Here is a 3,075-nt window from a genome sequence, read left to right as displayed (position 1 = left end):
ATCAATGGATCCATCCACCTCACTGCCCCTTTCTCTCCAACATTTTTATGATGAATTTTAGATTTCTATAGCTCCTTATGAATTTATACTTTTCGGAGCTGGAAGCATACGAATATCTTCCTCTTGAGCTTTTGATTTCTTTTCTTCGACTATTTTATCTTTACGTACGTCACGAAGGAAGAAACTTAAAATTAAACCAATAACAGAAATTGCTGTTGCCCAGTAAAAGGCATCGTTAATACCTTGGATCGTACCTTGCTGCGTCATTTTTCCAGATAAAACCTTCAGCGCTTGCTGCTGAGCCTGATCTTGTGATAAATGCAAAGTAGCAGCTACTTTTTGTACAAATAAATGAAAGCTGTTCATAAAGAATGGATCAGACGTATTCATGGAACTGCTGATTTCATTTACATGATACGTTGTACGGTTCGTAAAAATGGTCGTCATTAAACTAATACCAATTGAACCACTTACTTGACGAAGCGTATTAGACATTGACGTTCCGTGACTGCTTAGCCGCTGCGGAAGCTGATTCAAACCGGCTGTCATAATCGGCATCATTAAGAGTGACATACCGAACGAACGGATAATATAAATCGCTAAAATATGATTAAACGGTGTATCCATCGTCAGCTTCGTAAATTCAAACGTTGAAATAGATGTAATGAGCATACCAACGATTGCTAGCGGACGAGGTCCCACTTTATCAAACAATGTACCTGAAATCGGCGACATAACCAGCATAACAAGTGCGCCAGGAAGCAACAGAAGTCCTGAATCAAAAGCAGAATATCCGCGGATATTTTGCAAGTAAATTGGAAGCAAGAACATGCCTGCGTACATACTGATTGTAATCGCAATACTAATAATATTTGATAGTGAAAAAATATTATATTTGAATACACGCATATCCAATAGCGGCTTTTCAGATTTAATTTGTTGAAGAACAAATATAATTAAAAGAACTGCCCCGCCGATGATTGTAGAAAGAACAACTGAATCCGTCCAGCCGTCATTTCCAGCTTCACTGAATCCATAAAGCAATAATCCCATACCTGCAAGTGATGTCACAACAGAAGGCATGTGAACTTTTACATCCTTTGGAGGCTGAATGTCTTTTAATTGAAAGAAAGCAATAATTAATACAATAGCACCTAATGGCACCATGCCGTTAAAAAGGATGTGCCAATCATAGTTTTGAATAACCCATCCAGATAACGTTGGTCCAATAGCCGGTGCGAACATCATGGCTAAACCAAAAATTCCCATCCCTTTTCCTCGCATGTGAGGAGGGAAAATAAACACGATAATGGTCATAACAAGAGGCGATAAGACACCTCCGCCAATAGCTTGAATTAAACGGCCGGTAAGCATAATCGAAAACGTAGGTGCAATTCCGCAAATCAATGACCCTACTGTAAAACAAAACATTGCAAATAAGAACAAACGACGCACACCAAATCGTTCAATTAAAAAAGCTGAAAGCGGAATTAATGCCCCGTTCACAAGCATATATCCAGTTAACAACCACTGAGCTGTATTTGCCGTTACGCCAAACTCAGTAATCAAATGCGGGATGGCTACGTTCAGTAACGTTTGGTTTAATATCGCAAGAAACAAACCAAGCATTAAAACAATCAATAGCGGAATATGCTTTTTGATGGATCCATCACTTGTGTTTTCTATACTGGCTGTCATCATATTTCCTCCCTTCTTGAACTGTTGTAGTAAGAATTAGTCTTTCGAAATTTTTACTTCTGCGTTCATACCTGGCAGTACATGCTCTGAATAATTAGAAATAGAAATTTTCACAGGAACCGTTTGAGAGACTTTTGTGTAGTTTCCATCTGAGCTTGAGTTCGATGTTAAAGATGAAAGTGAATTGGTTGCATATCCAATTTCTTCGACTTTGCCGTCGATTTTTGCACTGCTGTCTCCGTCTACCGTTACATCTACATCGTCGCCTTCTTTAATATCCTTAAGCTGATCTTCTTTAATATTTGCTACGATAAATAGGTCTTTCATATCTACTTCCGTTGCAATTTGCTGTCCAGCTTGAACCATTTGATTTTCTTTTACGTTTGTTTGAATAATTTTTCCATCTGCTGGCACTTTAGCAGCTACAGACCCTTTTTCGGCTTGAATTTTAGCAATTTCAGCATCTTTTGATACATCATTTCCTTCTTCTACTGTCCAGCTTGATACTTTACCTGCTGCAGGTGCAACTACATTGTATACATCTCCGGATACTTTAGCGTTATCCGTTGTAATATAGTTCGATTTTTGAACGTAATAATATCCTCCTCCAATTAATAAAGCTAAAATAACGATAATTCCAATAAAATTTGTTACCATTAAGCGACTTCTAGACATTCATTACTCCTCCTTAATACTTCACTAATAAAATTACTTTTTTATATAGCTTTTTCATAAAGATATTATCTCCATCTATTATGAGATATGTTTCTTTACAATCATCTATTTGGTTAACCACCTAAATAACTTTATCATAAAGATATTTTTTCGTAAAGATATTAATTTAAAAATAATAATGGTGGTTAAAGATAATCATTGCCATCCTTTACAATTGTTTCATTTTATTTTAGAGTTAGTTTATATACGTCCGTAGTGTACAAGGAGATGGAAGCTAGCATGGATAACAATTTAGATTCAAAAATTGAACACCTTTATCAAATTAACACATCTTTTTTTCAATATATGCGGCATTTAGTCGAAGAAACATTAAAAACACAGCCTTATCACTTAACACCCACTAAATTTTATATCTTAAACTACATTGCCAGCGGCACAAAGTATATGGTAGCAGATATTTCAAATAAACTTCACTTAACCTCGGGCGCTACAACTAGCTTATTAAATCAATTGGAAGAAGAATCTCTCATTCAGCGCGTGCGAGACGAAAAAGACCGGAGAGTTGTGTGGGTTTCACTGACCGATGAATCAAAGAAACTTGTTTCAATGATTACAGAGAAGCGAAATGGATTTTTAAAAGATATGCTAGCAGCTCTAAGTGTAGAAGAACAAGAAGAATATTTTCGCTTATTAAATAAAATG

3 protein-coding genes are annotated in these 3,075 nt (G+C 36.3%); 1 reads left to right on the top strand and 2 read right to left on the bottom strand.

Annotated elements, in window-relative coordinates; translation table 11 throughout:
* Positions 1-75 precede the first annotated feature (75 nt).
* Both AC1DRF_RS21200 and AC1DRF_RS21195 read right to left on the bottom strand, forming a co-directional pair.
* The gene (locus tag AC1DRF_RS21200) at positions 76-1,701 is read right to left on the bottom strand and encodes a DHA2 family efflux MFS transporter permease subunit (protein ID WP_427075407.1); all 1,626 of its coding nucleotides are present in this window, start codon (positions 1,699-1,701) and stop codon (positions 76-78) included.
* A 33-nt stretch (positions 1,702-1,734) separates the two neighbouring features.
* Entirely contained in the window at positions 1,735-2,373 is a 639-nt protein-coding gene (locus tag AC1DRF_RS21195; protein WP_427075408.1) for a biotin/lipoyl-containing protein, read from the bottom strand.
* Between the two features lie 279 nt (positions 2,374-2,652).
* Between AC1DRF_RS21195 and AC1DRF_RS21190 the strand changes: the two genes are divergently transcribed.
* The coding region (locus AC1DRF_RS21190; protein ID WP_477741616.1) for a MarR family winged helix-turn-helix transcriptional regulator at positions 2,653-3,075 on the top strand (423 nt) is incomplete at its 3' end.

The organism is Priestia sp. P5_B4 (assembly GCF_056400385.1).
This window is presented reverse-complemented; position numbering and strand designations above follow the sequence as displayed.